This is a genomic window from Marinobacter adhaerens HP15 (genome assembly GCF_000166295.1).
In the GTDB taxonomy this organism is placed as follows: Bacteria; Pseudomonadota; Gammaproteobacteria; order Pseudomonadales; family Oleiphilaceae; genus Marinobacter; species Marinobacter adhaerens.
Genome location: NC_017506.1, coordinates 2590237 through 2616713 on the forward strand (window position 1 = coordinate 2590237; position 26477 = coordinate 2616713).

Annotated in this window: 22 protein-coding genes and 1 pseudogene; 15 read left to right on the plus strand and 8 right to left on the minus strand. The window is 57.6% G+C overall.

The features are described 5' to 3' along the window. Positions 1-31 precede the first annotated feature (31 nt). Genes rng through HP15_RS12255 form a run of 5 tightly spaced genes read right to left on the minus strand, consistent with a single transcriptional unit; the run spans position 32 to position 4560 of the window. On the minus strand, positions 32-1513 hold the full coding sequence (gene rng / locus HP15_RS12235) for a ribonuclease G (RefSeq protein ID WP_014577748.1): 1482 nt from the start codon (positions 1511-1513) through the stop codon (positions 32-34). Continuing rightward, positions 1510-2115 carry a Maf family protein gene (locus HP15_RS12240; RefSeq protein ID WP_014577749.1) on the minus strand — a complete coding sequence of 202 codons (606 nt, stop codon included), beginning with the start codon at positions 2113-2115 and terminating at the stop codon, positions 1510-1512. Before HP15_RS12240 ends, rng begins: the two co-directional genes overlap by 4 nt. 2 nt (positions 2116-2117) lie before the next feature. Further along, entirely contained in the window at positions 2118-2594 is a 477-nt protein-coding gene (gene mreD, locus HP15_RS12245) for a rod shape-determining protein MreD (RefSeq protein ID WP_014577750.1), read from the minus strand. After that, positions 2594-3490 (minus strand): rod shape-determining protein MreC, encoded by an 897-nt coding sequence (gene mreC / locus HP15_RS12250; protein WP_081449838.1) that lies wholly within the window; start codon positions 3488-3490, stop codon positions 2594-2596. Before mreC ends, mreD begins: the two co-directional genes overlap by 1 nt. A 29-nt stretch (positions 3491-3519) precedes the next feature. Then, positions 3520-4560 (minus strand): rod shape-determining protein, encoded by a 1041-nt coding sequence (locus tag HP15_RS12255; protein WP_008170134.1) that lies wholly within the window; start codon positions 4558-4560, stop codon positions 3520-3522. 372 nt (positions 4561-4932) lie between these two features. Between HP15_RS12255 and gatC the strand changes: the two genes are divergently transcribed. The 3 genes from gatC to gatB are packed head-to-tail and all read left to right on the plus strand — an operon-like array spanning position 4933 to position 8176. Further along, the gene (gene gatC / locus HP15_RS12260; protein WP_014577753.1) at positions 4933-5220 is read left to right on the plus strand and encodes an Asp-tRNA(Asn)/Glu-tRNA(Gln) amidotransferase subunit GatC; all 288 of its coding nucleotides are present in this window, start codon (positions 4933-4935) and stop codon (positions 5218-5220) included. 11 nt (positions 5221-5231) lie between these two features. Continuing rightward, complete coding sequence (gatA, locus tag HP15_RS12265; RefSeq protein ID WP_014577754.1) at positions 5232-6689, plus strand: Asp-tRNA(Asn)/Glu-tRNA(Gln) amidotransferase subunit GatA; 1458 nt, start codon at positions 5232-5234, stop codon at positions 6687-6689. A 35-nt stretch (positions 6690-6724) separates the two neighbouring features. Beyond that, positions 6725-8176 carry an Asp-tRNA(Asn)/Glu-tRNA(Gln) amidotransferase subunit GatB gene (gatB, locus tag HP15_RS12270; protein ID WP_014577755.1) on the plus strand — a complete coding sequence of 484 codons (1452 nt, stop codon included), beginning with the start codon at positions 6725-6727 and terminating at the stop codon, positions 8174-8176. A 196-nt stretch (positions 8177-8372) separates the two neighbouring features. On the opposite strand, the gene rimO is transcribed toward gatB, so the two are convergent. Further along, a complete protein-coding gene (gene rimO, locus HP15_RS12275) occupies positions 8373-9719 on the minus strand; it encodes a 30S ribosomal protein S12 methylthiotransferase RimO (RefSeq protein ID WP_014577756.1) in 1347 nt (448 codons plus the stop codon). 315 nt (positions 9720-10034) lie between these two features. Here rimO and HP15_RS12280 point away from each other — a divergent pair, with 315 nt between their 5' ends. The 4 genes from HP15_RS12280 to HP15_RS12295 all read left to right on the plus strand — a co-directional run bounded on the left by HP15_RS12280 (position 10035) and on the right by HP15_RS12295 (position 14603). Then, positions 10035-10445: a PilZ domain-containing protein gene (locus HP15_RS12280; RefSeq protein WP_008170127.1), complete on the plus strand. Its 411-nt coding sequence runs from the start codon at positions 10035-10037 to the stop codon at positions 10443-10445. Positions 10446-10605: 160 nt separating this feature from the next. Next, positions 10606-11514, plus strand: coding sequence for a sulfate adenylyltransferase subunit CysD (gene cysD, locus HP15_RS12285; RefSeq protein WP_014577758.1), 909 nt, complete (start codon positions 10606-10608; stop codon positions 11512-11514). A gap of 1 nt (position 11515) precedes the next feature. Further along, the gene (gene cysN, locus HP15_RS12290) at positions 11516-13174 is read left to right on the plus strand and encodes a sulfate adenylyltransferase subunit CysN (protein ID WP_014577759.1); all 1659 of its coding nucleotides are present in this window, start codon (positions 11516-11518) and stop codon (positions 13172-13174) included. 412 nt (positions 13175-13586) lie between these two features. Continuing rightward, positions 13587-14603: a nucleoid-associated protein gene (locus HP15_RS12295; RefSeq protein WP_014577760.1), complete on the plus strand. Its 1017-nt coding sequence runs from the start codon at positions 13587-13589 to the stop codon at positions 14601-14603. A 162-nt stretch (positions 14604-14765) separates the two neighbouring features. Here the strand turns inward: HP15_RS12295 and trmH are convergent, their stop codons facing one another. Further along, positions 14766-15503 carry a tRNA (guanosine(18)-2'-O)-methyltransferase TrmH gene (gene trmH / locus HP15_RS12300; RefSeq protein ID WP_014577761.1) on the minus strand — a complete coding sequence of 246 codons (738 nt, stop codon included), beginning with the start codon at positions 15501-15503 and terminating at the stop codon, positions 14766-14768. A gap of 185 nt (positions 15504-15688) precedes the next feature. Here trmH and miaB point away from each other — a divergent pair, with 185 nt between their 5' ends. From miaB to lnt, 5 genes and pseudogenes are all read left to right on the plus strand, one after another. Next, positions 15689-17035 carry a tRNA (N6-isopentenyl adenosine(37)-C2)-methylthiotransferase MiaB gene (miaB, locus tag HP15_RS12305; protein WP_014577762.1) on the plus strand — a complete coding sequence of 449 codons (1347 nt, stop codon included), beginning with the start codon at positions 15689-15691 and terminating at the stop codon, positions 17033-17035. Positions 17036-17479: 444 nt separating this feature from the next. Beyond that, a complete protein-coding gene (locus HP15_RS12310; RefSeq protein ID WP_014577763.1) occupies positions 17480-18463 on the plus strand; it encodes a PhoH family protein in 984 nt (327 codons plus the stop codon). Continuing rightward, a pseudogene (ybeY, locus tag HP15_RS12315) lies at positions 18460-18934 on the plus strand (rRNA maturation RNase YbeY). Before HP15_RS12310 ends, ybeY begins: the two are co-directional and overlap by 4 nt. Continuing rightward, on the plus strand, positions 18931-19776 hold the full coding sequence (locus HP15_RS12320) for an HlyC/CorC family transporter (RefSeq protein ID WP_008170107.1): 846 nt from the start codon (positions 18931-18933) through the stop codon (positions 19774-19776). Before ybeY ends, HP15_RS12320 begins: the two are co-directional and overlap by 4 nt. Next, positions 19766-21328, plus strand: a complete 1563-nt coding sequence (lnt, locus tag HP15_RS12325) for an apolipoprotein N-acyltransferase (protein ID WP_014577766.1) — start codon at positions 19766-19768, stop codon at positions 21326-21328. The genes HP15_RS12320 and lnt overlap by 11 nt, the downstream gene beginning before the upstream one ends. On the opposite strand, the gene HP15_RS12330 is transcribed toward lnt, so the two are convergent. After that, positions 21297-21845: a zinc ribbon-containing protein gene (locus HP15_RS12330; RefSeq protein WP_041645366.1), complete on the minus strand. Its 549-nt coding sequence runs from the start codon at positions 21843-21845 to the stop codon at positions 21297-21299. The two genes, lnt and HP15_RS12330, sit on opposite strands and share 32 nt — an antisense overlap. A gap of 449 nt (positions 21846-22294) precedes the next feature. On the opposite strand from HP15_RS12330, the gene leuS reads away from it, so the two are divergent. The 3 genes from leuS to holA are packed head-to-tail and all read left to right on the plus strand — an operon-like array spanning position 22295 to position 26473. Beyond that, a complete protein-coding gene (leuS, locus tag HP15_RS12335; RefSeq protein WP_014577768.1) occupies positions 22295-24880 on the plus strand; it encodes a leucine--tRNA ligase in 2586 nt (861 codons plus the stop codon). Position 24881: 1 nt separating this feature from the next. Further along, the gene (locus HP15_RS12340) at positions 24882-25469 is read left to right on the plus strand and encodes an LPS-assembly lipoprotein LptE (protein WP_041645369.1); all 588 of its coding nucleotides are present in this window, start codon (positions 24882-24884) and stop codon (positions 25467-25469) included. Further along, positions 25466-26473 (plus strand): DNA polymerase III subunit delta, encoded by a 1008-nt coding sequence (gene holA, locus HP15_RS12345; RefSeq protein WP_014577770.1) that lies wholly within the window; start codon positions 25466-25468, stop codon positions 26471-26473. The genes HP15_RS12340 and holA overlap by 4 nt, the downstream gene beginning before the upstream one ends. The last annotated feature ends 4 nt before the right edge of the window (positions 26474-26477 follow it).

Consider the following 26477-nt stretch of genomic DNA (forward strand, 5'->3'; position numbering starts at 1 on the left):
TTAACCCGGTAACCGGCGCAGTTTCCCGGCATCAGAGCAGAACAACATCGTACTGCTCCTGGCTGTAGAAGGGCTCCACCTGGAAGCGAATGGTCTTGCTGATGAAGGTTTCAAGATCGGCCACGTTATCGGATTCCTCATCCAGCAGGCGATCCACCACGCTCTGGGAGGCCATCACCAGATAGCTCTCGGCATCATAGGCGCGATTAACCCGGAGAATTTCCCGGAAAACCTCATAGCAAACGGTCTCGGTGGTTTTCAGAAAACCCCGTCCATCGCAGATGGGGCAAGGTTCGCAGAGCACCTGACCAAGGCTCTCGGTGGTTCGTTTGCGGGTCATTTCCACCAGGCCCAACTCGGAGACGCCGGTGATCTTGGTCTTGGCGTGATCCCGCTCCAGCATCTTCTCCAGCATCCGGTGGACCTGGCGCTGGTGCTCGGGATCTTCCATGTCGATAAAATCGATGATGATAATGCCGCCCAGGTTTCGCAGGCGCAGCTGACGACTGATGGCCCGAGCCGCTTCCAGGTTGGTCTTGAAGATGGTTTCTTCCAGATTCCGGTGCCCGACGAACGCCCCGGTATTGATATCAATCGTGGTCATGGCTTCGGTCTGGTCGATAATCACATAACCACCGGACTTGAGCTGGACCTTTCGGCTCAGGGCCTTCTGGATTTCGTCCTCGACCGAGTAGAGGTCAAATATAGGGCGCTCGCCCGGGTAGTACTCGACCTTGTCAGCAAATTCCGTAACGAACTCCTCGACAAACTCCATCACCCGTTGATGACTCTCGCGGCTGTCGATACGCACCTTTTCGGTCTGGGGCCGGATCAGGTCACGGATGGTGCGAATGAACAACGGCAGATCCTGATACACAACCGCCGGCGCCTGAACCCGGGCAATTCGCTCGTGTATGGACTGACTTAACCGGTGCAGATAAGCCATGTCGCCAATCAGATCCTCAGGTGACGCCGCTTCCGCGGCCGTCCGGATGATATAGCCGCCCTGAACATCCTGATCCTCGGCGGCGGCCTCCTCAACGAGCGTTTTCAGCCGGGCCCGCTCGGTGTCGTCCTCAATTCGCTGCGAAATACCAACGTGGCTAACGCCTGGCATAAACACCAGATACCGCGACGGAATTGAAAGCTGGGTGGTCAGGCGGGCCCCCTTTGTACCGATCGGATCCTTGGTAACCTGGACGACCAGTGACTGCCCTTCCCGAAGCAGGCTTCGAATATCGGGAACGGTTTTGGGAGTATCGGCGGGCTCATCGCCATTGGACTGACTCGGAACCACATCGGACGCATGGATGAATGCGGCCCGTTCCAGACCAATATCGACGAACGCCGCTTCCATGCCCGGTAGAACGCGCACCACCTTGCCTTTGTAGATGTTGCCGACAATGCCTTTCCTGCTGGTGCGCTCTATATAGGCTTCCTGCAGCATGCCGTTTTCAACCAGGGCCACCCTCGTTTCCACCGGGGTGACGTTGATCAGAATCTCTTCGCTCATAATGTTTGGCTCTCCAGACTGCGCGGCCAGTTTTTCCAGACCGGGTAACCGGCACCAGCCAGCAATGCGGCGGTTTCCTGCAGCGGCAGACCAACCACGGCACTGTAGCTACCCCGGAGCTCATTAACAAAAATACCACCAAGGCCCTGAATTCCATAACTCCCGGCCTTGTCCATGGGTTCGCCGCTGGCCACATAGGCGTCGATCTCTGCGCTGGAAAGCTGCCTGAAACAAACTTCGGTGATGACCAGAACAGACTGGCATTGCCCTTCTGAGGCCAACGCCACGGCAGTCATGACTTGATGAGTGGCGCCGGAGAGGCGGGCCAGTGTTTCCCGGGCTTCGGTGAAGTCTGACGGCTTACCGAGTATCTCGCCATCGAGCACCACCGATGTATCCGACCCAAGTACCAGGCATTCCAGTGAGGACCCAGCCACAACCAGCGCCTTCTCCCGGGCTAAACGTTCCACATAGTGTTCCGGGGTTTCATCGGGCTCCGGTGTTTCGTCGATGTCCGCCGGACGAACCGAAAAATTCAGGCCGATTTGCTGCAACAGCTCCGCCCGGCGCGGCGAAGCCGAGGCGAGAATGATTGATGGCATGGCTAACCCAGTTTGCGGTTAATGTTGTCCAGCAGGATACAGAATACCGGCCATACCAGGGCGCTGGTCAGGGCCGGCCAGAGGTAGCTGAAGCCAGCATCATCAGCCCCCAGCAATTGCTTTACAAAATGCACCAGCATCTGATTGATGCCCAACAACAGGAACACCATCAGGCACTGCTGGGGCATTGGATACATGCGCAAACGCTGGTGGATAGTAAGCACCAGGAAAGCGATCAAGGCCATCGCCATGGCATTCACGCCAAGAGGCGTGGCTTCCAGCACATCCAGAAGCAGGCCCAGACACCAGGCCAGCAGGATGCCGAACTGGGCCGGAGCCCGGAATGTCCAGTAGAAAACGACCAGCCCTAACCACTCCGGGCGGAACTCGAACCAGCCCACAGGAAACAGGGAAATACTGAACACCATGGCAACGATCACGGAAAGCACAAAGACCGGATAGCTGATTACGGACAACATCAGTCCTGCCCTCCCTGGCTGGCATCTTCGGCGACGTTGGCAGCGGATGCGCCCTCACCCTCGTCGGTTTCGATCGGCGCGGCATTTTCCGGAGGGAATACTACCAGCACCAGACGGCTCTGATTCAGTTGCGCCTTGGGTGTGGCTTCAATGGAGACAAAAGGTTCGCCCGGCTCCTTGGATATTCGACTGACTTCCGCGACCGGGTAGCCCCTCGGAAAACGGCCACCAAGACCGGAACTGACAAGCAGGTCGCCCTCGCGAATATCTGCCGTATCCGGCACATGAACGAGATCCAGGGTATCCGTATCGCCGGTACCCAACAGGATGGCGCGCAAACCGTTACGCACAACCTCCACCGGAACGGCGTGGCTGCTGTCGGAGACGAGTAAGACGCGGGAGGTAATCTGGCTGCTCTGCACCACCTGGCCCATCAGACCATGGGCGTCCAGAATGGCCTGGCCCGGCGACAAGCCGTCACTGCGCCCTTTGTTGATAATAATCTCGTGGGAAAAGGGATCCGGGGAGACACCGACCACCTCGCCAACGATGACGCGGTCATCCAATACTTCTGATGAGTTCATCAGGCGGCGCAGCTCGTTGTTCTCGGAAGCAAGCGCGGCGTATTTCAGGGCGCGACGCTCGAGGATCAGCAAACGGGCCCGGAGATCTTCATTCTCTTCCTGAAGATCCTGTTTATTTTCAAACAGCCCGGCGAACCAGTCGGAAAATTCGTAGGGCGCATTCCCCAGCCAGTACACGGGTGCCAGACCGGTTGCAATGGTACTTCGCACCGTTGAGAGCTTGTCGAAACGCGCATCGGCAACCACCAGGGCTGCCGATACGAGAAGAACGATGAGGAGTCTGAAGCCGGGAACAGGCCCCTGGACAAAGATGGTTTTAATGGCGAGCCCTCCCCACAGGATTATCCCTCCTGGGAGAACATTCCGATGCCACCCCGGTCAATCACTTCCAGCGCCTTGCCACCACCACGGGCCACACAGGTCAGCGGGTCTTCAGCGATAATCACCGGCAGGCCGGTTTCCTCGCTGATCAGTTTGTCCAGCCCGCGCAGTAGTGCGCCGCCGCCGGTCAGAACAATACCGCGCTCGGCAATGTCGGACGCCAGCTCGGGCGGAGACTGTTCCAGAGCACTCTTGACGGTCTGAACGATCTGCGCCAGGGATTCCTGCAGCGCGTCGAGAATCTCTTCGCTGTTGAGGGTAAATGCCCGGGGCACACCTTCGGCGAGGTTGCGACCGCGCACATCGATCTCACGGATTTCGAGGCCTTCGTATGCGCAACCGATTTCGTGCTTGATACGCTCGGCGGTAGAATCACCGATCAGGCTGCCGTAGTTGCGACGCACGTAGGTAACGATGGCTTCGTCGAATTTGTCACCGCCAACCCGCACAGACTCTGCGTAAACGATGCCATTCAAGGAAATAATGGCGATCTCGGTGGTACCGCCACCGATGTCCACGATCATGGATCCGCTGGCTTCTTCAACCGGCAGACCGGCACCAATGGCGGCGGCCATGGGCTCTTCGATCAGGAAGACTTCCCGGGCGCCAGCACCGAGGGCCGACTCGCGAATGGCCTTGCGCTCTACCTGGGTAGATTTGCTGGGCACGCACACCAGTACTCTCGGGCTCGGGGTAATGAAGCTGTTCTCATGCACCTTATGAATAAAGTGCTGGAGCATTTTTTCGGTTACCACAAAATCTGCAATCACGCCGTCTTTCATGGGGCGGATGGCGGTAATGTTGCCCGGGGTACGGCCGAGCATGCGCTTGGCTTCAGCGCCAACAGCGGCAACCATTTTCTGGGAATTGTTGGTGCGAATGGCCACTACCGAGGGCTCGTTCAGCACGATTCCGCGCTCACGCACGTAGATCAGGGTGTTGGCGGTGCCCAGGTCGATGGACAGATCGCTGGAGAAGATGCCTCGGAGTCTTTTTATCAACATTCGTGTAGTTTCAACCTGAGAGTTGCAGTCGCAAAGAAAAGATGCGGCAACTTTAGCAGTGAGCACCCCTGCAGGCAAGGCGCTAACGGGCCTCAAGCCTTACGGTTCACACATTTACCTTATGGGCTGGGGCCTCCCGCCATTGTTCGAATCTGTTACCATACCGCTTTAATTTTTTGGCTTGGGTGGAGGGCCGCCCGGAGATTCCCTTTCAAAACACGCTACGAGCACATCCATGTGCGCTTGTTTCGGGCCGTCCCTGGCCCTCAACAGTTTTGAAAGGGAATCTCCGACCGGCCCCGAACTTTAGATTCGCCCTCAATCTCTAAAGATTTATTAACGACATTTCATTTACCTGGGAGGCAATGCGTGACCATTTCCCGTGAGGACATTGAGAAAGTCGCTGTGCTCGCCCGCATTCGTGTGGATGACGAGCAGGTTTCGGCTCTGGAGAAGGATCTGGGCAATATTCTGGATCTGGTGGATCAGCTGGCGGCCGCCGACACCGACTCGGTTGAGCCCATGGCCCACCCGTTGAATGCAGTCCAGCGCCTGCGCGCTGACGAGGTAACCGAGACCAATCAGCGGGAAGCGTTCCAGGCGATTGCGCCGGCAACCGAGAACGGGCTTTATCTGGTTCCCCGAGTGATCGAGTGAAAGGACACGTCATGCATAACAAATCCGTAGCAGAGCTTTCCCGGGAACTGGAAAGCGGCAAGATTTCCAGTGTGGAGCTGACCCAGGAGTTCCTCGACCGCATCAAGCGGGAAGATTCGAAGTACAACAGTTTTATTACCGTGACCGAGGAGCAGGCGCTGGCTGATGCCCGCGTCGCGGACGAGCAGCGTGCGGCGGGGAATGCGACGCCCTGGACGGGGGTCCCGTTCGCGCACAAGGACATTTTCTGCACCAACGGCGTTCGGACCACTTGCGGTTCGAAGATGCTGGAGAACTTTGTTCCGCCCTACGACGCGACCGTTACGGCGAATTTCCGTGAGGCAGGGGCCGTATGTCTGGGCAAGACCAACATGGATGAGTTCGCCATGGGGTCGTCCAACGAGAACAGTTATTTTGGCGCAGTGACCAACCCTTGGGGCCTGAGTGAAGGTAATAAGCGGGTGCCGGGCGGTTCATCGGGCGGGTCGGCTGCGGCGGTTGCCGCTCGACTGATTCCGGCAGCTACCGCCACGGATACTGGCGGCTCGATCCGTCAGCCGGCGGCACTGTGTGGTGTTACTGGCCTGAAGCCCACTTATGGCCGGGTGTCCCGGTACGGGATGATTGCCTTTGCCTCCAGTCTCGACCAGGGCGGCACCATGGCTCGCACAGCGGAAGACAATGCGCTGATGCTGAATGTGATGGCAGGTTTTGATCCGAAGGACTCGACGTCTATTGACCGCGAGGTGCCGGATTACACCGCCACGCTGAACGAGCCCCTTAAAGGTTTAAGAATCGGCCTGCCCCGGGAGTATTTCAGCGATCAGCTAAGCCCGGCGATGGAGCAGCAGGTTCGCAATGCGGTAAAGGAATACGAGAAGCTGGGTGCTACCGTTAAAGAGGTGTCGCTGCCGAATGCGAAGCTGGCAATTGCCGCCTACTACGTGATTGCACCGGCCGAAGCCTCCGCCAACCTGTCGCGATTTGACGGTGTGCGCTATGGCTATCGCTGCGAGAATCCGAAGGATCTCATGGATCTGTACACCCGCTCCCGCGCGGAGGGTTTTGGCGAAGAGGTGAAACGTCGGATTCTCGTGGGCACCTACGCTCTCTCGGCCGGCTATTTCGATGCCTATTATCTCAAGGCCCAGAAGGTTCGGCGGCTGATCCAGCAGGATTTCATCAATGCCTTCAAGGAAGTGGATGTGCTGATGAGCCCCACCACGCCCTCGCCGGCATTTATTCAGGGTGAAAAAACCAGCGATCCTGTGACCATGTACCTGGAAGACGTATTCACCATCGCCATCAACCTGGCGGGTGTACCGGCCATGTCGGTACCGGCCGGTTTCGTGGACGGTCTCCCGGTGGGTCTTCAGATAATCGGGGATTATTTCTCCGAGGCCCGTTTGCTGAACGCCGCCCATCAATTCCAGCAGGTGACCGACTGGCACCAGCGCAAACCGCAATAAGCCCGGGACAGGCCCCCTTACAGGAGAGAGCAACTATGCAGTGGGACATTGTGATCGGGCTGGAAATTCACGTTCAGCTCGCCACCAAGACCAAGATTTTTTCAGGCTCCAGCACCGCTTACGGCGCCGAGCCTAACACGCAGGCCAACGCCGTTGACCTGGCCATGCCCGGCACGCTGCCGGTCCCCAACGAGCAGGCTTTCCGCTACGCGGTCATGTTTGGCCTGGCAGTGAATGCGGAGATCGAGCGCCGTTCGGTATTCGAGCGGAAGAACTACTTCTACCCGGACCTGCCCAAAGGCTATCAGACCACTCAGCTGGAGCGTCCGATTGTCGGCCCCGGTTTCGTGGATATTGATCTGCCAAACGGTGAGACCAAGCGCGTTCGAATCCATCACGCCCACCTGGAAGAAGATGCCGGCAAATCCCTGCACGAGGATTTCCACGGCATGACCGGCGTCGATCTTAACCGCGCAGGCACCCCGCTGATCGAAGTGGTCACCGAACCGGATATGAACAATGCGGAAGAAGCCGTTGCCTTTGCCAAGAAGCTGCACAGCATCGTGACGTCACTGGGTATCTGCGACGGCGATATGTCCCAGGGTTCCATGCGTTTCGACGTCAACATTTCGTTGAAGCCGAAGGGCTCCGACACGCTGGGCACGCGGACCGAAACCAAGAACCTGAACTCCTTCCGGTTCATGGAGCAGGCCATCGCCCACGAAGTCGAGCGCCAGATGGACATACTGGAAGACGGCGGCAACATCGTGCAGGAAACCCGCCTGTACAACGGCGACCGTGACGAATCCCGCTCAATGCGCACCAAGGAAGAAGCCAACGACTACCGCTACTTCCCCTGCCCGGACCTGCTGCCGGTGGAAATCGATGATTCCTTTATCGAGGAAGCTCGTAACAGCCTTCCGGAACTGCCGGACGCTCGCAAAGCCCGCTTTATGGAGCAGTACGGTCTGAATGACTACGACGCCGGCCTGCTCAGCGGTGACTCGAAACTGGCCACTTTCTTTGAAGAAGCGGCCAGCCAGGGCAAAGACGCAAAACTGGTCGCCAACTGGATCCAGGGCGAATTCTCTGCGCGCCTGAATGCAGAGGAAAAATCGGTTGCCGATTCGCCCATCAGCGGCGCTCAGCTGGGCGATCTGGTGGTACGGATTGCCGACAATACGATTTCATCCGCCGGCGCGAAGAAGGTGTTCGAGGCGCTGTGGTCTGGTGAGAACGACAGCGTTGACGCGATCATCGACGCCAAAGGTCTCAAACAGGTGTCTGACACCGGCGCCCTGGAAGCCATGGTAGATGAGGTTCTGGCGGGCATGCCGGATCAGGTGGCGCAGTATCAGAACGAGGAAGACCCGAAGAAGCGCAAGAAGATGCTTGGCGGCTTTATGGGGCCGCTGATGAAAGCCTCTAAGGGTCAGGGGAACCCCAAGCTCTTTAATGAGATTCTTGTTCGCAAGCTTGGGGGATAGCCTGCTGGCTTTGGGCCGTGACTGTTGGTTGCGGCCCTAGCCTTCTCATTTGGGGGAAGTCCTAGGCGGGCAGCTTCTCCCAAAAACCGCTACGAGCACATCCATGTGCGCTTGGCGTCGGCCATCCTTGGCCGCCGACATTTTTGGGAGAAGCTGCCCGCCTAGGCCATGGATCCCTTCGATAACTCTCGGTAGTTCAGACCAAACGAGCCCAGAGGTCATGCTCGTCGGCATGCTCAACCACGGCCTGAACAATCTCACCCGGAACAAGATCGGTCTCATCGTTGAGATAGACCATACCGTCTATCTCCGGCGCATCGGCCTTTGATCGGCCAATCGCTCCTTCCTCGTCGACCTCATCGATCAGCACATCGATCGTCTGCCCGATCTTGGCTTGCAAACGAGCCGCTGAAATCTTTGCCTGTTTTTCCATAAAACGGGCCAGACGTTCTTCTTTGACTTCCTCCGAAACAGCACCTTCTAGCTCGTTGGCCTTGGCACCTTCGACCGGGCTGTATTTGAACGCGCCTACGCGATCCAGCTGGGCTTCATCCAGCCAGTCCAGCAGGTACTGGAAGTCTTCCTCGGTTTCGCCGGGGAAACCGACGATGAAGGTGGAGCGGATGGTGAGCTCGGGGCAGATCTCACGCCATTTGCGGATGCGCTCCAGAGTTTTGCTGTCGTGGGCCGGGCGCTTCATGGCCTTGAGTACTTTCGGGCTGGCGTGCTGGAACGGGATGTCCAGGTACGGCAGGATTTTTCCCTCGGCCATCAGCGGAATGATGTCGTCGACATGGGGATAGGGATAAACGTAGTGCAGGCGTACCCACACGCCCATTTCGCCGAGCGCTTCGCACAGTGACTGCATCTTGGTCTTGAGCGGCCGCCCCTGCCAGAAACCGGTGCGGTATTTGGTGTCGACGCCGTAGGCGGAGGTATCCTGGGAGATGACCAAGAGCTCTTTTACACCGGCATCCACCAGGCGCTGGGCTTCGTCCATTACATCGCCAATGGGCCGGCTGACCAGATCACCGCGCATGGAGGGGATGATGCAGAAGGTGCAGCGATGGTTACAACCCTCGGAGATCTTGAGGTAGGCGTAGTGCCGCGGAGTCAGTTTGATTCCCTGCGGCGGAACCAGGTCGGTGAACGGATCGTGCTGCTTTTTCTGCGGAACGAACTGGTGAACCGCGCCGACCACTTCTTCATAGGCGTGGGGGCCGGAAACCGCCAGAACACCCGGGTGAGTATCGCGAATCTTGTCGGCCTCTACACCCATACAACCGGTGACAATCACCTTGCCGTTTTCGCTGATGGCCTCACCGATCGCATCAAGCGACTCCTGTTTGGCGGCATCGATAAATCCGCAGGTGTTGACCACAACAATGTCGGCGTCGTCATAGGACGGGACAACGTCGTAGCCGTCCAGCCTGAGCTGCGTGAGAATGCGCTCGGAGTCGACGAGAGCCTTGGGACAACCGAGGCTGATGAAACCGACTTTGCCGTTGCCGGACGAGGCTGGGGTCTGGGTGTTATCTGTCATAGAAGGCTTGAAATTCCCGGAGCTCAGCGCGAGCCCACAAATGAATGGAGGGCTATATTTTACACCAGCTCAGGGACCGCCTGCAGCAAAAGTCCGACGAGTATTGGAACCGATGGAAACTGACGGACGTCAAAATTTGTGACGTCTTGTTCAGAAAGATTTAACAAATCTGCCACTATAGGCGGCAGGCTTCTTGCTGATCACAAAGTAAACAACTACACTTTCATTCGCTTATCATGCGTTTAAGTGTTTTTCTGGAAGGGATTTATGGGAAAGGCAGCATCATTCGCAACCAGACACGCCAGAAGAGTCAACATGAAACCTGTCGCCGCCAAATTGAATTTGCGCAACCAACAGCGAGTGGACGTAGCCACCGACATTACTATTGAGAAATCGGACGGCTGCTGCCTGACCTGTTCGGTATCCAATCTCTCCCGCACGGGCGTCATGATTTCCTGTAATCAGGAAACGGTGAAACAACTCATTCCCGAGCAAAAGGCCCCGGCTCCAGGACACTGGATTGCCGTGAAGACCCGATTCTCCGTGCCCGTGGTTGCAACGCAACCGGTTTCCATTATTGCCGACGGCAACATCGTTCACATGCGACGCATCGCAAGGGACGAGTTTCAGCTGGGCATCCAGTTCGCTGAGTTTGAAGGTAACGGCTTCGATTACGTCGATCGATACGTTGCCAAACTGTTGGCTGACTCCCGCAATCCGGCCTGACCTCGACCTGCCGGCTGACGAACGACCAGGTCCCACCACTGCTATATTGTTATAACGCCAATGTCTAGTTGGCCGTCTTCTTATGCCCTTATCCCCTCTGGTATAGTTGCCGTATTCATTCGCACAGCCAACACGGCCCGCACGGCGGCAACGGATTATCATGACCACATACAACCTCACGCACCTGAAACAGCTGGAAGCGGAAAGCATCCACATCATCCGGGAAGTGGCAGCCGAGTTCGACAATCCGGTAATGCTGTATTCCATCGGCAAGGACTCCGCGGTAATGCTTCACCTGGCCCTTAAGGCCTTTTACCCGGGTAAGCCGCCCTTTCCGTTGATGCACATTGATACCACCTGGAAATTCCGGGACATGATCAAGTTCAGGGACAACGTCGCTGAGAAGTTCGGCCTCGACCTGATTGTGCACACCAACCAGGAAGGCGTGGACCAGGGAATCGGGCCGTTTACTCACGGCAGCGCGAAACATACCGATGTCATGAAGACCCAGGCCCTGAAACAGGCGCTCGACAAGTACAAGTTTGATGCAGCCTTCGGCGGTGCCCGCCGAGACGAGGAAAAATCCCGGGCCAAGGAACGCGTGTATTCGTTTCGGGATGAGTACCATCGCTGGGATCCCAAGAACCAGCGTCCCGAGTTGTGGAATATCTACAACGGCAAGATCAACAAGGGCGAGAGTATCCGGGTGTTTCCGCTGTCCAACTGGACGGAACTGGATATCTGGCAATACATCTACCTTGAGAACATCGACATCGTTCCGCTCTACTATGCCGCCGAACGCCCGGTCGTTGAGCGCGATGGCACCCTGATCATGGTGGACGACGACCGCATGCCATTGAAGGAAGGCGAGAAACCAATGATGAAATCGGTTCGCTTCCGGACCCTGGGCTGCTACCCGCTGACGGGCGCCATCGAATCCGAAGCCAACACGCTTCCTGACATTATCCAGGAAATGTTGCTGGCCAAGAGCTCCGAGCGCCAGGGTCGGGTAATCGACCACGATTCAGCCGGCTCCATGGAACAGAAAAAGCGGGAAGGGTATTTCTAAGATGTCACACCAGTCTGATCTGATTGCAGAAGATATTCAGGCCTACCTGAAGCAGCACGAAAACAAGGAACTCCTGCGCCTGCTCACCTGCGGTAGCGTGGATGACGGCAAGAGCACCCTGATCGGCCGCCTGCTCCATGACACCAAGATGATCTACGAAGATCACATGGCCAGCCTGAAAACCGACAGCGCCAAGATGGGAACGACGGGCGAGAAACTCGACCTTGCCCTCTTGGTCGACGGCCTGCAGGCTGAGCGCGAACAGGGCATCACAATCGATGTGGCCTACCGGTACTTCTCTACCGACAAGCGCAAGTTCATCATCGCTGACACCCCGGGCCATGAACAGTACACCCGTAACATGGCCACCGGCGCGTCTACCGCCCAGGTCGCGATCCTGATGATCGACGCCCGCCACGGTGTTCTCACCCAAACCCGGCGCCATTCCTACATCGCGTCTCTGCTGGGTATTCGGCACATCGTAGTGGCCGTGAACAAGATGGATCTGGTGGATTTCAGCGAAGAGCGCTTCAACGAAATCAAAGACGATTACCTGGCGTTTGCCGCCAAGCTGGGCCTGAAAGATATCCGTTTTGTACCGCTGTCCGCCCTTGAAGGCGACAACGTGGTAAACAAAAGCGAGAACACACCCTGGTTCACCGGCCAGCCCCTGATGGAGATTCTCGAAACCGTGGAAGTGGGCCGGGACAAGAACCTGGAGCATTTCCGCTTCCCGGTTCAGTACGTTACCCGACCGAACCTCAATTTCCGGGGCTTCTGCGGCACCATCGCCTCCGGCGTGATCCGCCCCGGCGAACAAGTGATGGCCCTGCCCTCGCGGCGGACCAGCACGGTCAAGGAAGTTGTCACCTTCGATGGCAATCTTGAAGAGGCCTATATTGACCAGGCGGTTACCCTCACCCTGACCGATGAAATCGACATCAGTCGCGGCGATATGCTGGTAAAGGTCGAAGATGAGCCGGAAGTGGGCAACCGCTTCAACGCCAATATCGTCTGGATGACCGACGCCCCCCTGGAAACCGGCCGGCTGTACGACATCAAGCTGGGACCGACCTTTACCTCCGGCACGGTGAAAAAGATCCACCACCAGACCGACGTAAACACCCTGGAACAGCAGGCCAACCCAAGCCAGCTCCAGCTGAACGAAATCGGCCTGTGCGAGCTGACCCTGAACCAGCCGATCGCCTTCGACGCCTACCAGCGCAACCACGCCACAGGCAGCTTCATCGTGATCGACCGGCTCTCCAACGTCACCATCGGTGCAGGCATGGTGGCCGGCCTGGCAGATTCCGGCGAATCGCTCGATCCGGTTTCTGTGGAAGAACGCGAGCGCCGACTGGCCCAGAAACCGGCCATCATTGCCTGTAATGGTCGCCAGGCGCCGGCACTGGCCCTCGCCGTTGAGCGTGCGCTGTTCGACCAGGGCAAAACCGCCGTGGTGGTCACCGAAGAAAACGCCGGCGATGCCGACGAACGCCGCCGCGTGGCCCAGCTTCTGACTTCCCACGGCCTGGTTGCCATTGCCGTTAACCTGGGCACTGACATCGCCAACGCCGCAATAACCGCCGACAACGAGCAGGAGATCCCTGAGGCTGTTGGCAAACTTGTTCAGGAGTTGATTCGCAGCAAGCGGGTTTGATTCCTGACTTCTGAGTACATGAGAGATATCCCTGCTTCGGTGGCTGGCGCCGGGGTGGGGGTATCTTTTTCTTTGTGAAAAGCAACTCGCTTTGCTCAGACATCTTTTCCCGGCAGAAAAAGATACCCCCACCCCACCGCCGGCGTTCTCTGGCGTTACTTCCCTAAGCAAAAGTACGGCAAACATTAATTTTTTTGGCGGACCATTGAGAGGCCCGTGGACGTGGGGTAGGTGATTCTTTTTCTGTAGAAAAAAATGTCTGAGCGAAGCGAGTTGTTTTTTCGGAAGAAAAAGAATCACCTGCCCTGCGGCCCGCCACCAAAACCAGAAAGCTACCAATGAATCGAAAGCCAACTCATGGCACAATCCCGCACCTCTGAGCCAACCGCACTAATCAACAGGAGCTGCAAAAATGGCCATCAAACACCTCCGCACTGCCTTCGCCAGCCAGTACCAGCCGGGCCAGCCTGCCCGCCTTGTGACCGGTGAGGCCCTGCAGGAGCCCGGTGGCGATTACGAGGGCCTGCACAAGCAGATGAAGCGCCTGTTCAACAGCAAGCCCGGTAAGAAATACGGCCGGTTTTCCGAAGATCTGGGCGAGTGCCCGTTCAGCGCCTGGCTGAAAGACTACCTGGAAGACAAGCAAACCTTCGGCGCCATGACCGACCGCCTGTTCGGACAGTGGCAGGAGCTCCTGACCGGCAGTCAGGAAGAGTTCGATGGCCACCTGATGATTGTCCATGATGCCCTGGCGGACGCCGAGGTGGTTTACCTGTTTATCCTGGAAACCGACAGCGCCATGCGCTTCGATGGCAACCAGTCACTGGATGCCACCGACGTTCTCAGTCTGTCCCGTTTGAATCTGGCGGTTCGCATCGAGCTGGATGACTGGCGGGGTAACAACCCGGCGGAAAACTATCTGACACTGGTCCACGGCCGCGGCACCGGCGAGCCGGGCGAGCTGTTTATCCGTTTGTGCGGGTTTACCAATCAGGTGGATGTGGAAAAGGAAACCATGACCTTCCTGGACGCGGTCGAGGCCTTCGCGAAGTCCTCGGAGCCCGAAAAAGCCGGCGAGGTTCGCAACAAGGCCTATGAGTTCTGTAAGGAGCAGCATGCCCTGGGCGAGCCGGTCGAAATCGAGGCATTGTCCGGCTACCTGGACGAGAGTGAGCCGCAACGCTTCAAGGAGTTTGCCTCAAAAACTGCTGAACTGCCGGAAAGCGGCGTGCTGCACCCGGACCACCGGAAAGTGAAAAAGTTGGTACGGATTGCAGGCTCGGGAGGCGGAATGAGCGTGTCCTTCTCTTCCGACCTGGTAAATCAGGCGATTTACTATGACCGTGACAAAGATGCCCTGACGATTACCCGGCTTCCCAAGGCTTTGCGGGAGCAGCTTCAGCGGTATCTTGAGGCTCGCGAGGAGTAATGGGCTCTAGCTTTTGCTAAGTAGCCTGCTCGATTTGGGGGCTGGTCCAGAGGTGGGAGACCTTTTCTCCTGGGAAAAGCAACTCGCTTCGCTCAGACATCTTTTCTCGACAGAAAAGACCTCCCACCCCCGGACCGATCTCACAGAAGAGTAATTTTCTTTTTATTGCTCATCTGCGGTGACTTTGGGTTCGTCATCCCACCGTGGGCGATTCGCCCTTAACTTTCTTACTTCCTGCATCCAGCCCACACCATCGACCAACTCACCCGTTTCCAGATCTATCGGCGGATACGGCAAATTGCGGTCGTCGCAGTAGCGTTTGACGGTGGGCTGACACCAACAGAATAAAAGGCGGTTGTACTCGTCATCCGGCATCCGGCGCTGATCGAACATGCCGGCCAGCTTCCGCTGCCTCTGGGCTTCGGACAGGACAATCGCGCAGGCAGACGATACGTTCAGCGACTCCACCATCCCCATCATTGGGATAACGATGTGCTCGTCAGCCTGAGCCGCGGCATCGACGCTGACGCCATCCACTTCGTTACCCAGGATTATCGTGCACGGCAGGGTGTAATCCACATCCCGGAAATCGATAGCCCGGTCGGAGAGCTGCGCCGCATAGAGCTTGTGGCCCTGCACTTTCAGACTCTGGATCGCTTCGTCCATGCTCCGGTGGGTGTGGGTTGTTACCCAGTTGTAGCTGCCACCGGCGGTTTTGCGAAATGCCCGGAAGCCTTCTTTTGGCCAGACCACGTGCATGTTCGCCAAGCCAAACGCATCGCAGGAGCGGATGATGGCGGACAGATTCCGGGGCTTGTGGACCTGGTCGGTTAGGACGCTCAGGTCCGGCTGCCGGGTGTTCAGGGTTTGTTTGATTCGGGCGAGGCGTTCGGGGGTCATGATCGTGTTCGGGCTTGATTGTCGATTTAAATAACCAAAAATAATACCACAAGCGGACTAGCAACTAGCCGAGACAAAGGTGGTTGAAGTTTAAGCACCCCGTTATAATACGCAGTTCCTTTTTGCTGGCGCCCCGTTTCAAACACCAGTTCCCGGCGCAACATCCATTAGATTACGTGAGACCCATGGCCAAGAAGCTGTACATCAAAACCCACGGCTGTCAGATGAACGAGTATGACTCTGCCCGCATGGCAGACCTGCTCAAAACCGGTGAAACCGTCGAAATGACCGATTCACCCGATGACGCCGACATTCTGCTGCTGAACACCTGCTCCATTCGGGAAAAAGCCCAGGAGAAGGTGTTCCACCAGCTTGGCCGCTGGAAAAAGCTGAAAAGCAAAAAGCCGGAAATGATCATCGGCGTGGGTGGCTGTGTGGCTTCCCAGGAAGGCCAGGCGATCATTGACCGCGCACCTTACGTGGACATGGTCTTCGGCCCCCAGACCCTGCATCGCCTGCCGGACATGATTACCGAAGTGCGCGCCAAGGGTAACGGTGTTGGCGTGGTGGACGTCAGCTTCCCGGAAATCGAAAAATTCGACAACCTGCCCGAGCCCGGCGCCGATGGCCCCTCCGCGTTTGTTTCAATCATGGAAGGCTGCAGCAAGTACTGCACGTTCTGCGTGGTGCCCTATACCCGCGGTGAAGAAGTCAGCCGCCCGGCAGACGATGTGATCGCCGAAGTGGCCCACCTCGCCAGCCAGGGTGTTCGCGAGGTTAACCTGTTGGGCCAGAACGTGAATGCCTACCGTGGCGAAACCCACGACGGCGACACGATGGACCTGGCGGAACTGATTGAGCTGATCGCCACCATCGACGGCATTGATCGCATCCGGTACACCACATCCCATCCGGTGGAGTTCTCCGATGCTCTCATTGATGTCTATGAGCGCGTTCCGGAGCTGGTCAGCCATCTGCACCTGCCAGTTCAGAGCGGTTCCGACCGCATTCTGGCGGCCATGAAGCGTGGCCATACAGCGCTGGAGTACAAATCCAAACTCCGCCGCCTTCGCAAGATCCGCCCGGACATCAGCTTTTCGTCCGACTTCATCATCGGCTTCCCGGGCGAAACCGAGAAGGACTTTGAAGACACCATGAAGCTGATCAACGACATCGGCTTCGACATGTCCTTCAGCTTCGTCTACAGCGCACGGCCCGGCACGCCGGCATCAGATCTGCCGGACGATACGCCGATGGACATCAAGAAACAGCGGCTTAGCATCCTGCAGGATCGCCTTAACCAGAATGTAATGGACATCAGCCGCAAGATGGTTGGCAGCACCCAGCGGATTCTGGTGACTGGCCTGTCCAAGAAAGACCCTGGCGAATACGCAGGGCGTACCGAGAACAACCGGATTGTGAATTTCCGGCATGAGAATCCGGAGGTTGTCGGGCACTTTATTGATGTCAATATTGTGGAGGCCTATCCCAACTCACTTCGCGGTGTGCCCGTGAGCTCAGAGCTTTATTGAATCCTGTTCCCTATTCGTCTTGGGCTTGGAGTTTGGCGAGTGGTGCGTATCCCTTCCCAAAAAACGCTACGAGCACATCCATGGGCGCTTGGCGTCGGCCATCCTTGGCCGCCGACATTTTTGGGAAGGGATACGCACCACTCTCCGTCGGCCGCACAGCCGTCTGCTTGGTAGAAACTGCGCATTCATAGGTTGGATTAGACGAAGTCGTAATCCGACCTACTTGTTTTTCAACAATCGGGCCTGCACATAGAATAATCAGGGCAAGGGCCGGGCGGACTTTCCAAAAACGTGGAGCGCCAGGGATGGCGCGACCGAGCCCTACATGGACGTATTCATGGGCGTTTTTTGGAAAGTCCGCCCGGCCCTTGCCCGTTAACCGAAAAATAGAAACACCTACTCCCAAACGAGAAACCAGGGGGAGTAAATCAAAACGGAGCACTTTTGAACGCCAACGATCACAGACAATTTGACCTGCACCCGGTGGACCAGCGTCGGCTGGCGACGCTTTGTGGCCAGTTTGATGAAAACCTGAAGATGATTGAAAAACGCCTGCACGTGAAAGTCGGCAGGCGCGGCCATCATATCCGAGTTGAGGGTGAGACCGAGCATGTGGCGGCGGCCGTTGAGGTTATCCGGCATCTTTATCGGGAAACCGAGGCTACCGATGACCTTCCTCCGGATACCGTGCATCTGTATATCCGGGAAACCGGTTTTGAACGCCTGCCCGAAGACGTGCCCTACGATGGCGCTGTGACGGTCATCAAGACCCCCAAGCTTCAGGCCAAGCCGCGGGGTGCGAATCAGCAGAAGTATGTGCACAATATCCGCACCCACGATATCAACTTCGGGATTGGGCCGGCGGGTACCGGCAAGACCTGGTTGGCGGTGGCCTGTGCCGTTGAGGCTCTGAAAGACGAGCAGGTGAAGCGGATTTTGCTGGTTCGGCCCGCGGTCGAGGCCGGCGAGAAGCTTGGTTTTCTTCCTGGCGATCTCGCGCAAAAGGTCGACCCATACCTGCGCCCGCTTTACGACGCGCTTTATGAAATGCTTGGGTTTGACCAGGTTACCCGGCTGATTGAGAAAAGCGTGATTGAGATTGCGCCGCTGGCGTTCATGCGCGGCCGCACGCTGAACAACTCGTTCATCATTCTGGACGAAAGCCAGAACACCACCCGGGAGCAGATGAAGATGTTTCTGACCCGGATCGGCTTTGGCTCCACGGCTGTGATTACCGGCGACACCACTCAGGTAGACCTGCCACGGGGTCAGAATTCAGGGCTTATTCACGCTGCCGGGGTTCTGAGCAAGGTATCGGGTATTGGGTTCACACGGTTCGAAGCAAAGGACGTTGTTCGGCACCCGCTGGTACAGCGGATTGTTGAAGCCTACGATTCCTTTGACGACGGGAGTGCGACGGGCCAGTGAATAAGCTGACTGTGGATTTTCAGCAGGTTTTCGAGGCGCCGGGGATACCTTCGGAGACGCAGGTTCAAAAATGGGCGCAACTTGCCTGGCAGGGCGAGGATCCGTCCGAGGTGACGGTCCGTATTGTCGGAACCGAAGAAAGCCAGGCCCTGAATCATCAGTACCGTGGGCGGGACTACCCGACCAACGTGTTGTCCTTCCCATTTGAGGCGCCAGCCGGTATAACGGTGCCATTGGCCGGAGATCTGGTGATTTGTGCACCGGTTGTCGAGAAAGAGGCCATGGAACAGGAAAAAAAACCTGGTCGCCCACTGGGCGCACATGGTGGTGCACGGCATGTTGCATCTCCAGGGTTTTGATCATATTGAAGACGAAGATGCCGAGGTCATGGAAGCCCTCGAAGTCCGACTGCTTGCGCAGCTCGGATTCGGCAATCCCTACGAAGCAGAGGAAACGGAACAAGACTCATGAGCGACGATCAGTCGAGTCGCAGTCAGGGCGGCAAGTCCTGGCTGGAACGTATATCCCAGGCCTTCTCCAGCGGGCCTGAGTCCGTTGAGGACGTGCTGGAAATCCTGCGGGACGCCGAGTCCCAGAACATCATCGATGTTGATGCCATGAGCATCATCGAAGGTGCCATGCAGGTGATCGACATGCGGGTGGATGAGATTATGATTCCCCGCTCCCAGATGGTCACCGTCAAGGCATCCCAGGAGCCCAAGGAGTTCCTGGGCGAAATCATGGATTCTGCACACAGCCGGTTCCCGGTCATCGGGGACAGCCAGGACGACGTGATTGGCGTTCTTCTTGCCAAGGATCTGCTTCCACTGGCTCTGAACAACGACCTCAACTGGAATCGTATCCGGGAAATTCTGCGCCCGCCCACTTTCGTACCCGAGAGCAAGCGTCTGAACCAGTTGCTCAAGGAATTCAAGGAAAACCGTAACCACATGGCGATTGTGGTCGATGAATACGGTGGTACGGCCGGCCTGATCACTATTGAAGACGTGCTGGAACAGATTGTGGGCGAAATCGAAGATGAGCATGATTTCGATGAAGAGACCCATATCAAGGCCCGGGGCGATGGCAGCTATGCCGTAAAAGCGGTAACACCCATTGATGATTTTAATGAGTTCTTCGAGACCGAACTGGACGAAGAGGAATTCGACACCATCGGTGGCGTGGTTCTCAAGGAATTCGGACACCTGCCCAGACGGGGCGAATCGGTTGAATTCGGCGGTTTGCGCTTTACCATTGCCAACGCCGATAACCGTGTAATCCGTCTGCTGCAGGTAACCCGAAGTGAACAGTGACGCGAAAAATACTAGAGCGCTGAAGACCCCGCTTTCCTCAAACGCATTACTTGGCGCAGCAACCCTTCTGGTTGCCGGCGCCATGCAAACCCTGACCTTTTCACCGTTCAACCTCTGGTGGCTGGGACCGGTTTCAGTCCTTCTTATTCTCCTCGTGACGGTTCCGCTGGCTCCAGAGAAGCTCTTCCGGGCCGGTTGGCTTACTGGCCTGGGGCTGTTCGGCAGCGGCGCCAGCTGGGTCTACGTCAGTATCAGCGAACACGGTAATACCGCCATTCCGATTGCCGTTTTGTTGACGGTTCTCTTTGTTGCAGGGCTGGCGCTGTTCCACGGTCTGGCGTTCTGGTTCTGGGGCAAGCTTGCCAAGGAGAGTCCCGCCCGGCGTCTGATACTGTTTCCCGCTATCTGGATACTTGGCGACTGGCTTCGGGGCTGGCTGCTTACCGGTTTTCCCTGGCTGTATCTGGGCACAGCACACACGGACGGACCGCTCGCCGGGCTGGCACCTCTGACCGGCGTGCATGGCATCACTTTCTGGATAACGGCCACAGGGGCCGCACTCTACGGGAGTTGGTGGCTCCTGAAACACGCCAAGCCGGTTGCTGCAGGCATCACTCTTGCGGTGGCGCTGATTCCCTGGCTGATTGCCCCGGCCATGAACCGTGTCGAGTGGACGGAGCTAAACGAGGAGCCTACCTCGTTTGCCGCCATGCAGGGCAATATTCCCCAGCAGATCAAATGGGATCCCGAGTTCCTGAAGGATCAGATCGTTACCTACCTCGGCATGACCGAGGATCACTGGGACACGGATCTGATCCTGTGGCCCGAGACCGCCATTCCGATCCCTCAGGACCAGGCTGGCAAGATCATTGATCACATCAGTGAACAGCTGGGCGACAACAGTACGCTGATTACCGGGATACCCTGGTACGGCTTCAGTGACCGTATTGAAGATTTCACGTTTCACAACAGCATCATGGCCATCGGCAATGGCGAAGGGATCTACCACAAGCAGAAGCTCGTGCCTTTCGGCGAGTACGTGCCACTGCAAAGCGTGCTGCGGGGCCTGATCGGTTTCTTCGATTTGCCAATGAGCGATTTCAGCCGGGGACCGGCGTGGCAGGATCCACTCAAGGCCAATGGCGTCAATGTGATGCCATTCATTTGCTACGAGGTCGCCTACCCGGATTTCGTCGCCTTCAATGCCCGGGGCGCGGGCCTGCTACTGACCATCAGCAACGATGGCTGGTTCGGCGACTCCATTGGCCCGTTGCAACACCTGCAGATTGCCAGAATGCGGGCTCTGGAGACGGGTCGTTACATGCTCCGCGGCACCAACAATGGCGTCACCGCGATCATTAACAACCGCGGTCAGCTGACCGAAACCATCCCCCATTTCGAGCGCGCCACCCTGACTGGCGAGGTATTCACCGCCACCGGCAGCACGCCTTACATGCAGACCGGCTCCTGGCCCGTCCTGACCCTGGCGGTCATTCTGATTGTCTTTGTCCGGGAGCGGGTCATTCCTCCTGTTTCGGCCAGCGGCTCGTAACCCGCTCGTAGTAGTGGGAGCCGCAGGCTTCACAGGGTTCAAGGTGGCTGGTGGCTGTCAGGCAGCGCATATGCCCGCAGTTCAGGCACTGGAACATGCCAGCAGTAGCCACCTCGCCTGAAATGTACTGGCCCACTTCCTTGTTTTCCAGTTTCTGTCTGAGTTCCAGAAAGTCGACGACGGTTTTATCAGCAACCGAGAACAAACTGTCCGCCAACTGGTGTTCCAGCAGCGCGATATCAAGCTGCAACCATTCGCTCAGGCCTTCACCAGTCTCCTCGACAAAATGCAGCAGGTGTTCAAGATCCCGCTGCAGATAAGCACCCAGGAGGTTTGCCTCATCCCGGGTCATTTCCTCGAGTTCGTACTCAAACTCCACCGCTTTCTGGACCTCTTCTTCGAGGTTCTGGAGCGATGTTTCTTCCAGGTCATGGAGACGCGTTTTTACCCGCTCCAGCATACGGTCGTAAACTTCCAGTGCCTTGCCTGAGAGATGACTTCTTTCTGGTTGTGTCATATCGACTCCTTGAATACCGCAGTCAGGTGCAAGAGCCGCGCTGGGGGCCTTCGTGCCGGGACACGCTGTAAATACATCCCTGTAAGCTTGACTGCAGCATCCATGCTGCAGACAGTCCCGGCACGAAGGCCCCCATCACGGTTCCCAAACCTCTGGAACACGCCTGTTGACTCCACTGACTTTGTCTGGGGTTCTGGCGGGGATGGCTTCCCGGGACTGTGAGCAGCATGGATGCTGCGATCAAGCCTACACGGACGTATTCACGGCGTGTCGCGGGAAGCCATCCCCCGCCAGAACCTCCCCCATGACTATAAGTCTGGCACAAGAACAGAAAATTGGCAGACTACCTGTAAAGGCTAGTGTGCGTTAGAATGTTCGGCCCGCTCCGGACGTGATTTTTGATACAGGCTTTTATTTTTCCACACAAGGTAATTTCGGTAATGGCAGGAATGGACGAGCAATACAATCCCCGTGACGTAGAACAGAATGCCCGTGATTTCTGGGAAGAGAACAAGACCTTTATGGTCAAGGAAGAGCCGGGCAAGCCCAAGTACTACTGCCTGTCCATGTTCCCCTACCCCAGTGGCAAGCTGCACATGGGGCATGTCCGTAACTACACCATCGGCGATGTGATTTCCCGCTATCAGCGCATGCAGGGCAAGAACGTGATGCAGCCCATGGGCTGGGATGCATTTGGTCTGCCCGCCGAGAACGCCGCCATTGCCAACAAGACCGCACCGGCCAAGTGGACCTACGCCAACATCGAATATATGAAGAATCAGCTCAAGCAGCTGGGCTTTGGTTACGACTGGGACCGGGAGCTGGCTACCTGCAAGCCGGATTACTACCGTTGGGAGCAGTGGTTCTTCGCACGCCTTTACGAAAAGGGGCTGGTGTACAAGAAGATGTCCACGGTGAACTGGGACCCGGTGGATCAGACGGTTCTGGCCAACGAGCAGGTTGTGGATGGCCGGGGCTGGCGTTCCGGGGCCCTGGTGGAACAGAAGAAGATTCCCCAGTGGTTTATCCGCATTACCGATTACGCCGAAGAGCTGCTGAACGATCTGGACCAGCTGGAAGACTGGCCTGAGCAGGTCAAGACCATGCAGCGCAACTGGATCGGCAAGTCTGAAGGTACCGAGCTGACCTTCCCGCTGAAAGACCGGGACAGTGGCCTGACCGTTTACACTACGCGCCCCGACACCCTGATGGGTGTGAGCTACATGGCCGTGGCCGCAGAGCATCCGCTGGCGAAAGAGGCGGCGGAGCGCCATCGGGACGTGGCTGAGTTTGTCGAGGAGTGCCGAAACAGCAAGACTGCGGAGGCCGAGCTGGCCACCATGGAAAAGCGCGGCATCGACACCGGTTTCAAGGCAATTCACCCGCTGACCCAGGAAGAGATCCCGATCTGGGTCGCCAACTTCGTGCTGACTGACTACGGCACCGGTGCCCTGATGGCGGTTCCTGGCCACGACGAGCGAGACCATGAGTTTGCCCGCAAATACAAGCTGCCCATCAAGCAGGTTATTGCCGCCCGCGATGGCCGCGAGATTGATGTGCAGGAAGAAGCGTTTTCCGAAAAAGGCACACTGGTGTCTTCTGGCAAATACAGCGGCCTGACCAGCGAGGAAGCCTTCGACGAGATTGCCAGCTACCTGGAAGAACAGAATATCGGCAAGCGCACCGTCAACTACCGCCTGCGCGACTGGGGCGTATCCCGCCAGCGTTACTGGGGTGCACCGATCCCGATGATGACCCTGGAAGATGGCACAGAGATGCCGGTGCCCGATGACAAGCTGCCGGTACGTCTGCCGGAAGATGTGGAAATGGACGGTGTCCAGTCTCCCATCAAGGCCGACCCTGAGTGGTGCAAGACGGAGTTCAACGGCCAGCCGGCGACGCTGGAAACCGACACCTTTGATACGTTCATGGAGTCCTCCTGGTACTACGCGCGGTTCTGCAGCCCCAATTACGACCAGGGCATGCTGGACCCGTCCGCGGCCAACTATTGGTTGCCAGTGGATCAGTACATCGGTGGCATTGAACACGCGATCCTGCACCTGCTCTACGCCCGCTTCTTCCACAAGCTCTTGCGGGATGTCGGGCTGGTAACCAGTTCAGAGCCATTCAACCGGCTGCTTTGCCAGGGCATGGTTCTGGCGGAGACCTATTACCGCGACGATGGCAAAGGCGGCAAGGTATGGATTTCGCCCGCCGACGTGACCGTCGAGCGTGACGAAAAGGGTCAGCCCGTTCGAGCAGTACACCGGGAAGATGGTGAGCCGGTAGTTTCCGGCGGCGTCACCAAGATGTCCAAGTCCAAGAACAACGGTATCGATCCCCAGGCTATTATTGATGAGCACGGCGCCGATACGGTTCGCCTGTTCATGATGTTTGCGGCCCCGCCAGAACAGTCCCTGGAGTGGTCCGACAGCGGTGTTGAAGGCGCACACAGGTTCCTCAAGCGGGTCTGGCGACTGGTGAACGAACACGCCGTCGCTGGCCCAGCACCCGCTCTGGACGCGGCAAGCCTGAACGATGACCAGAAAAACCTGCGGCGCAAGACTCACGAAACCATTGCCAAAGTCAGTGACGACATCAGCCGTCGGCTGACCTTCAACACGGCCATTGCCGCGGTGATGGAGCTGCTTAACGAGGTCGGCAAACTGCAGGGTGACGAACCCCAGACCCGTGCGGTACGCCAGGAAGCGCTGGACACCGCAGTGCTTGTGCTGTCGCCGATCGTCCCGCACATCTGCCACACCCTCTGGCAGGCGCTCGGCCACCAGGAGCCCGTGGTTGATGCACCCTGGCCAAAAGCCGATGAAGCCGCCATGGTTCGCAGCCAGATCCAGGTGGTACTGCAGGTGAATGGCAAGGTGCGGGCCAAAGAAGACGTGCCTGCCGACATCAGTAAGGCGGACCTCGAAAAGCTGGCCCTGGAAAACGAGAATGTCATGCGCTTTACCGAGGGAGCGACGGTGCGCAAGGTTATCGTGGTCCCCGGCAAACTGGTGAACGTGGTGGCCAACTGATATGTCCCGGCACTCCGCTCTGAAATCGTCAGCACGCCTGATGCTGACCGCTGTGATGGCGGCGCTGCTTGGTGGTTGCGGATTCCAGTTGCGGGGTGCGCCACCGGTTTCTTCGGCCCTCGAGCCTCTTGCCGTGGATTGCTCCTCACAGGTGCCCGACACGCTGTGCCGTTCCTTGCGTGAACAGCTGAACCTGGGCAATGTCCGTATGGCGCCATTGGCGGAGGCCGACTACATTCTGCGGCTGAAGAACTTCGAGCGTGACCGTCGCGCAAGTGCCATCACCGCCCAGGCCGCAGCCGCGGAATACACGCTGCGTCACTCTGTTGATCTTGAAGTAATCAGCGCGGATCGGATTCCCATGGTGGGCACGACACGCCTGACCACTAGCGAGAGTTACCGCTACGACGAAACCAACGTGCTGGCAAGACAGCGGGAAGAAGAGACCCTCCGCCAGCAAATGGACGATCGTCTTGCGCAGCAGGTGATATTCCGGCTGGCACCATTGACCCCGCAGCGCATCGACGCCATCCGGGCGAATTACCAGCGTGAACAGGAAGCCGACGCCCCAGCCACAGGCCAGCCATGAAGACCAATCCAGGCCAGTTATCCCAGCTGCTGAAAAAGGGCCTTTCGCCCGTCTATCTTATATCCGGGGACGAACCCCTGCTGGTTCAGGAGTGTTGTGACCAGGTTCGCAAGGCCGCAAAAGACGCCGGTTTTCATGACCGCCTGACCTTTCACGCTGACCACCAACTGGACTGGAACGCCGTTGGTGAGGAATTCAGTGCCATGTCCCTGTTCGCGGAAAAACGGCGCATCGAGATTCACTTGCCAACCGGCAAGCTGGGCGACGGCCGCGCGGTACTGGAACGAGTCCTGGCCGACCCTCCCGACGATATCATCCTCGTGCTCATCAGTGCCCGTCTGGACGCGGCGGAAACCCGCCGCAAATGGTACAAGGAGCTTCAGGGAAAGGGCGTGCACGTACCGGTGTGGCCCGTCGACGCCGACAAGTTCCAGGGTTGGCTGCAGCAGAGGGCCAGCAACCGCGGCCTTAGCCTGACCCGGGGTGCCCTGGCCATCATGAGCGAACGCCTCGAGGGCAATCTGCTCGCCGCGAGCCAGGAGCTCGATAGACTGTCACTGCTCGCAAACGGCAATACCATTGATGAGGAAACCGTTGAACAGGCGGTCCAGGACAGTTCCCGATTCAATGGCTTTGAACTCGTGACCGAGCTGATCAGTGGCCGCGCGCCCCACGCCGGCAAGATGATCACTGTGCTTCAGCAAGAGGGAGAAAACCCGCTCGGTTTGCTGTCGGTTCTCAGCCGGGATCTGAACCTGCTGCTTGAGTTGAAATCTGCGGCCGGCCAGTCGGAAAATCCCGCCGCATTCCTGAAAAAACGGGGCGTATTCCAGCCGCAACGTGCCCGCGCAATGGAACAGGCCGCTCGCCGGCTGAACCGGAACCAACTGAATAAGGCCATCACCCTGTGCAGCCAGATCGACCGCGCGGCGAAAGGCTTCGATTCCCTCTCCCCCTGGCACTATTTGCGGGATATGTCTGCCCTGCTGGCCGGCCGTTCCTGATTTG